The organism is Mycobacterium sp., assembly GCF_050701675.1.
GTDB lineage: Bacteria > Actinomycetota > Actinomycetes > Mycobacteriales > Mycobacteriaceae > Mycobacterium.
In genome coordinates, this window is sequence record NZ_JBOGDD010000928.1 from 1 (window position 1) to 6,430 (window position 6,430).

General features: G+C 67.4%; 7 protein-coding genes. 5 read left to right on the forward strand and 2 right to left on the reverse strand.

Translation table 11 applies throughout. The features are described from left to right. Together ACRDUX_RS28195 and arfB are read left to right on the forward strand one after the other, a co-directional pair. A partial coding sequence (locus ACRDUX_RS28195) for a quinone oxidoreductase family protein (protein ID WP_526418698.1) occupies positions 1-748 on the forward strand: 748 nt, incomplete at its 5' end. A 42-nt stretch (positions 749-790) separates the two neighbouring features. Further along, positions 791-1,222 (forward strand): alternative ribosome rescue aminoacyl-tRNA hydrolase ArfB, encoded by a 432-nt coding sequence (arfB, locus tag ACRDUX_RS28200; RefSeq protein WP_526418700.1) that lies wholly within the window; start codon positions 791-793, stop codon positions 1,220-1,222. Positions 1,223-1,229: 7 nt separating this feature from the next. Here the strand turns inward: arfB and ACRDUX_RS28205 are convergent, their stop codons facing one another. Next, positions 1,230-2,177, reverse strand: a complete 948-nt coding sequence (locus ACRDUX_RS28205; RefSeq protein ID WP_526418703.1) for a GlxA family transcriptional regulator — start codon at positions 2,175-2,177, stop codon at positions 1,230-1,232. Between the two features lie 71 nt (positions 2,178-2,248). Between ACRDUX_RS28205 and ACRDUX_RS28210 the strand changes: the two genes are divergently transcribed. Beyond that, on the forward strand, positions 2,249-2,584 hold the full coding sequence (locus ACRDUX_RS28210; RefSeq protein WP_526418705.1) for a cupin domain-containing protein: 336 nt from the start codon (positions 2,249-2,251) through the stop codon (positions 2,582-2,584). Between the two features lie 13 nt (positions 2,585-2,597). On the opposite strand, the gene ACRDUX_RS28215 is transcribed toward ACRDUX_RS28210, so the two are convergent. Beyond that, positions 2,598-3,527 carry a heme o synthase gene (locus ACRDUX_RS28215; protein ID WP_526418707.1) on the reverse strand — a complete coding sequence of 310 codons (930 nt, stop codon included), beginning with the start codon at positions 3,525-3,527 and terminating at the stop codon, positions 2,598-2,600. Positions 3,528-3,738: 211 nt separating this feature from the next. Here ACRDUX_RS28215 and tkt point away from each other — a divergent pair, with 211 nt between their 5' ends. Continuing rightward, positions 3,739-5,832 carry a transketolase gene (tkt, locus tag ACRDUX_RS28220; protein WP_526418709.1) on the forward strand — a complete coding sequence of 698 codons (2,094 nt, stop codon included), beginning with the start codon at positions 3,739-3,741 and terminating at the stop codon, positions 5,830-5,832. A gap of 23 nt (positions 5,833-5,855) precedes the next feature. After that, positions 5,856-6,430, forward strand: a 575-nt coding sequence (gene tal / locus ACRDUX_RS28225; RefSeq protein WP_526418711.1) for a transaldolase, incomplete at its 3' end; no start/stop codon positions are given.

Genomic DNA, 6,430 nt, shown 5'->3' on the forward strand with positions numbered 1-6,430 from the left:
CCTCAACGTCGGCGATCGGGTGGTCACGGCCCAAGCGGTCGGCGCATACGCCGAATACAGCGTGGCCCCGGCCGATTTCGTGGCCTACGTGCCCGACGCGGTGCCGGCGGAAGTGGCGGCCTCGGCACTGCTCAAGGGGATGACTGCCCACTACCTACTCAAGTCGGTCTACCCGGCACAGCAGGGTGACACGGTGCTCGTCCATGCCGGCGCCGGCGGCGTCGGCCTGATCCTCACCCAGTGGGCCACCAGCGTGGCGGTCAAGGTGATCACCACGGTCTCCACACGCGCCAAGGCCGAACTGTCCCGGCAGGCCGGTGCCGTCGAGGTGCTCGACTACCCGGACGACGCCGAGGAATTCGGGGCCAGGATCCGTGAGCTCACCGGCGGCCGGGGGGTGTCCGCGGTGTACGACGGCGTCGGGGCGTCCACGTTCGACGCCAGCCTGGCCAGCCTCGCCGTGCGCGGCACGCTGGCCCTGTTCGGCGCGTCCAGCGGACCCGTTCCACCGTTCGACCCCCAGCGTCTCAACAGTGCCGGATCGCTGTTCCTCACCCGACCAACACTGGCCCATTACACCAGGACCGCCGACGAATTCTCCTGGCGTGCAGGGGAACTGCTCGACGCTATCGCGACGGAGACCATCAACGTCACGGTCAGCGAGCGGTATCCGCTGGCCGACGCGGCCAGGGCACACACCGACCTGCAGGGGCGCAAGACGGTCGGCTCGGTCGTGCTGGTGCCCTGAGTTGCCACGCCCGCCGTCGGTGGGCGTCCTAATCTTGTCGGCGTGGCCGAGGACTTGATCGTGACACGGACGTTCGTGGTGTCCGCGGCCGACTTGAGCGAGCGCTTCTCCCGGTCCTCCGGTCCAGGCGGGCAGGGCGTGAACACCGCGGACAGCCGCGTCGAGCTGTCCTTCGACCTGGCCCGTTCGCGGTCGGTTCCGGAGTGGCTGCGCAGGAGGATGCTCTGCCGACTGCACGGTCGCCTGGCCGGGGGCATTCTCACCGTGACGGCGAGTGAACACCGCGGACAACTCCAGAATCGCGCGGCGGCCCGCGAACGCATGGCGGGTCTCCTGCGCGCAGCCGCCGCGGCGCCTCCGCCGACACGAAGGCCGACCAAGCCCACCAGAGGTGCGAAGGAACGTCGGATCGCGGAGAAGAAGCTGCGGGGCCGGACGAAGGAGGGCCGCAGGGGCGGCTGGGACCGGAGCTAGCCCGGAGCTAGCCCCTCACCGGCGTTCGGAACGTGCGGCGGTAGGCGCCAGGGGTCGTGCCCAGGTGGGCACGGAAGCGACGACGTAGATTCACTGCCGAGTTCAGACCGACCCGAGTCGCAATGACCTCCACCGGCAAATCCGTCTCCTCCAGGAGAGTGCGCGCCATCGATATCCGGCGGGACAACAGCCACGCGCCCGGGCTGGTGCCCAACTGGTGGGCGAAGCGTCGGCCCAGGGTGCGGGGCGAGACGCTGAGATGGGTGGCGAGGTCATCCACCGACAGCGACGTCCCGAGGCGGGAAGCGGCCCATCCGACAAGGCCGTCCAACGCGTCGGCGGGCGGTGGGTTCGGCGCGTACTGGAGCTGGCCGCCGTCCCGATGCGGCGGCAGGACCATGTGTCGTGCGACCGCGTCCGCGTGCGCGGCGCCGTGATCCTGCCGAACGAGATGGAGGCAGAGGTCGATACCCGCTCCTGCGCCTGCGCTCGTGGCCACGTCGCCGTGATCTACGTACAGCAGGTCCGCCTCCACGGACACCCGAGGAAAGTCCCGTTGGAGTTGCTCGGCACGAGCCCAGTGCGTGGTGGCCGAACGGCCGTCCAGCAAGCCCGTGCGGGCCAGCGCGAACGCCCCGGTGCAGATCGTGACGAGCCGCGCCCCGCGGGCGTGCGCCCCAAGCAGGGCCCGGCGAAGGCTGGCGGACAGCGGCGTCTCCACCGGGGTCCAGCCAGGGATGAGCACCGTGTCCGCGGATGCCAGCGCTTCGAGACCCAGCGACACCGACATCGTGTACCCGGCCGACGTAGGCACGGGGCCCGGCGTCTCCGAACAGACCGCGAACTCGTAGGGCTGAGGCACCCCAGGCCGAGCCGTGCCGAATACCTCTGCTGCACAGCCGAGTTCGAACGTCGACTGGACGACCGGTCGGACCAGGGCCACTACCCGATGCATGGCTGAAAAGTACCCCATGATGACTTCTCTGACACTGGGCCAGTGTGGCCGCACACGGCACCGTAGAGAGGGTGAATCCTGAAATCCTCACGCAGGAGGGCTATACCTCCGTCGCCGTCAGTGAATCGCCCGTCCGCGAAATCTTCCCCGGTATCCGGCTGCGCCCGTTGTGGAAGGGGCTGACCGGTGCGCACGCCAACGTCCTCGAGATGGACCCGGGCACGTCGTGGCCGCGCCCCGACGTTCACGAGCCCGGCTCCGAAGAGGTCTACGTGGTCGCGGGCACGTTCAACGACGGCGCGCGCGATTACCCGGCTGGGACGTTTCTGCACGCACCGGCGGGATCGTGGCACGTGCCTGCGACGACGACGGGATGCACCCTGTTCCTGTTCTACCCCGAGGGTTGAGTCTCGCGGGGCGTCAACCCAACAGCGTCGGCAGCGCCAGCGCCGAGTCGATGGCCAGCGCGCAGAACAGCACGGCCAAGTAGTTGTTGGACTGCAGGAACAACCGCAGGGGTTTCACCGGCTCACCGCGTTTCACCCCCGCGTACAGCTGGTGGGCCATCGTCAGGAACCACGCGCCCGCGAGCAGGGCCACCCCCGCGTACAGCCAGCCGGTGGCCAGCGCCAGGGCAAGCGTCGTCAGCACGGTCAGCCACGTGTAGATGAGGATCTGCTTGGTGACCTGCCGCTCGGTCGCGACGACCGGCAGCATCGGCACGCCCGCCGCCTTGTAGTCGTCCTTGTAGCGCATCGCCAGCGCCCAGGTGTGCGGCGGCGTCCAGAAGAAGATGATCGCGAACATCACCAGCGCGGGCCAACTGATGGTGCCCGTCACGGCCGACCAGCCGATCATCACCGGCATGCAGCCCGCTGCCCCACCCCAGACGACGTTCTGCGACGTGCGGCGCTTGAGCAGCAGGGTGTAGACGAACACGTAGAAGGCGATGGTCGCGACGGCCAGCAGACCCGACAGAAGATTGGTGGTCCACCACAGCCAGGCGAACGATCCAGCGCTGAGCACGAGTCCGAACACCAACGCGTGCCGAGTGGGCACCGTCGCGCGGGCCAGAGGTCGGCGCGCCGTCCGCTTCATCATCTTGTCGATGTCCGCGTCGGCGACGCAGTTCAGCGTGTTCGCACCCGCGGCGGCCAACATGCCGCCGAACAGCGTGTTCACGATCAGGAGGGGATTCACCGCGCCGCGGTCGGCAAGCAGCATGGCCGGGATCGTCGTGACGAGCAGGAGTTCGATCACACGCGGCTTGGTCAGCGCCAGATAGGCCAACAGCGTGGTACGGGTCCGGCCAGGCGCCTGGCGGAAGAGACGGCGCTCGCGAATGCTCACGCAGTTGTTCTCCTCGTAATTTCGCGGCGGCGCGCAGCTTCTAGCAGACGAGCTTCTACTACAGACGATGGTAGACCGTGAATCTGTGCATCCCACAACGCAGGGTGGTCAGAGGTGAACGCCGGACCAACTTGGCCGACGCGGCCTGCGGCGATTGGGCGATCCGCACTAGGGTATTGATGGACAGCTTGCCGACCCGAGGAGCTTGCTAGTGACCACAGTGGAAGAGATTTCCGCCCTCACCCGCCCCAACCACCCCGATGACTGGGCGGACGTCGACTCGGTCGCCGTCGACACGGTGCGGGTGCTGGCGGCGGACGCCGTGCAGAAGGTCGGCAATGGACATCCCGGCACCGCAATGAGCCTGGCGCCGTTGGCGTACACGCTCTTCCAGCGCCAGTTGACGCACGATCCATCGGATGTGCACTGGCTGGGCCGCGACCGCTTCGTACTGTCGTGCGGCCACAGCAGTCTGACGCTGTACATCCAGCTGTACCTGGGTGGATTCGGGCTCGAGCTGACCGACATCGAGTCGCTGCGGACGTGGAAGTCCAAGACGCCAGGGCACCCGGAGTTCCGCCACACCAAGGGCGTCGAGATCACCACCGGGCCGCTTGGTCAGGGACTGGCCTCCGCAGTCGGCATGGCGATGGCGGCGCGCTACGAGCGCGGTCTCTTCGACCCCGATGCCGCACCAGGCACCAGCCCGTTCGATCACTTCATCTACGTGATCGCCTCCGACGGCGACATGGAAGAAGGGGTGACCAGCGAGGCCAGCTCGCTGGCCGGAACGCAGCAGCTCGGCAATCTGATCGTGTTCTACGACCACAACCAGATCTCGATCGAGCACGACACCAACATCGCGCTGTCCGAGGACGTGCCTGCCCGTTACCGCGCGTACGGCTGGCACGTGCAGGAGGTCGAGGGCGGCGAGAACGTCGTCGGCATCGAGGCCGCGATCGAGGCAGCCAAGGCCGTCACCGACAAGCCGTCGTTCATCTCGCTGCGCACGATCATCGGCTATCCCGCGCCAACCAAGATGAACACCGGCGGCGTGCACGGGTCTGCTCTCGGCGACGAGGAAGTGGCCGCCACCAAGAAGGTCCTCGGCTTTCACCCAGACAAGAAGTTCGAGGTCCGTGACGAGGTCATCGAGCACACCCGCAAGCTGGTCGACCGCGGCCGAGAAGCGCACGAGAAGTGGCAGCCGGAGTTCGATGCGTGGGCCGAGCGCGAGCCCGAACGCAAGAAGCTTCTCGACCGGCTGCTGGCCCAGGAGCTGCCGGACGGCTGGGATGCCGACATCACCTACTGGGAGCCGGGCTCCAAGCCGCTGGCCACCCGGGCAGCTTTCGGCAAGGTGCTCAACGACGTGGCTCCAAAGCTGCCCGAACTGTGGGGCGGCTCGGCCGATCTGGCGGGCAGCAACAACACCACCATCGAAGGCGTGAAGTCCTTCGGTCCGCCGTCCATCTCGACCAAGGACTACACCGCGGACCCGTACGGCCGCGTGCTTCACTTCGGCATCCGCGAGCACGCCATGGGCTCGATCCTGTCCGGCATCGTGCTGCACGGTCCGACCCGCGCGTTCGGGGGCACGTTCCTGCAGTTCTCCGACTACATGCGCGGCGCGGTGCGGTTGGCGTCGCTGATGGACATCGACACCATCTACATCTGGACGCACGACTCCATCGGGCTGGGCGAAGACGGCCCGACCCACCAGCCGATCGAGCACCTCGCCGCGTTGCGGGCGATCCCCAATCTCTCGGTGGTGCGGCCTGGCGATGCGAACGAGACCGCCTACGCGTGGCGCAGCATCCTGGCGCGGGGCAACGGCAGCGGCCCGGTCGGTTTCATTCTCACGCGCCAGGGCATCCCAGTCCTGGAGGGCACCGACGCCGAGGGCGTGGCCAAGGGTGGCTACGTGTTGGGCGGCGGAAAGCCCGCCGACGATGCCGACGTGATCATCATCGGTACCGGTTCGGAATTGCAGTTGGCGGTGGAGGCCAAGAAGCTATTGGCGGAGAAGGACATCACCGCGTACGTCGTGTCCATGCCGTGCGTCGAGTGGTTCGAGTCGCAACCGAAGGAGTACCGCGACAGCGTGCTACCCCCCGAGGTGTCGGCGCGCGTCGCGGTCGAAGCGGCCGTCGCGCAGAGTTGGCACAAGCTGGTCGGTGACACCGGCGAGATCGTCTCGATCGAGCACTACGGCGAATCGGCCGACGACAAGACCCTGTTCCGCGAGTTCGGCTTTACCGCGGAGGCAGTGGCGGCCGCCGCGGAACGATCACTCGAAAACTGAATGTCGAAGACAACTTAGGAGCATTGATGACTCAGAATCCGAACCTCGCGGCGCTGAGCGCCGAGGGTGTGTCCGTATGGCTCGACGACCTGTCCCGCGAGCGGCTGCAGACGGGCAACCTTCAGAACCTCATCGACACGCGCAGCGTCGTCGGTGTGACCACCAACCCGTCGATCTTCCAGGCCGCGCTGTCCAAGGGCAACGCCTATGACGACCAGGTGAAGGAACTCGCCGAGCGGGGTGCCGACGTCGACGCCACCATTCGGACGGTGACCACCGACGACGTTCGCAATGCGTGCGACCTGCTGGCAAAGACCTACGAGGCCTCCGGCGGCGCCGACGGCCGGGTGTCCATCGAGGTCGACCCACGACTGGCCCACGACACCGACAAGACGATCCTGCAAGCCATCGAGCTCTGGAAGATCGTCGACCGGCCGAACGTGCTGATCAAGATCCCGGCGACCAAGGCGGGTCTGCCCGCGATCACCGCGGTCATCGCCGAGGGCATCTCGGTCAACGTCACGCTCATCTTCTCCGTCGAGCGCCACCGAGAGGTGATGGACGCCTACCTCGCCGGTCTGGAGAAGGCCAAGGAAGC

What these genes read in the sequence shown, in the direction of transcription:
- ACRDUX_RS28205 (WP_526418703.1), bottom strand. Translation starts at nt 2,177, where the DNA reads ATGCATCGGGTAGTGGCCCTGGTCCGACCGGTCGTCCAGTCGACGTTC.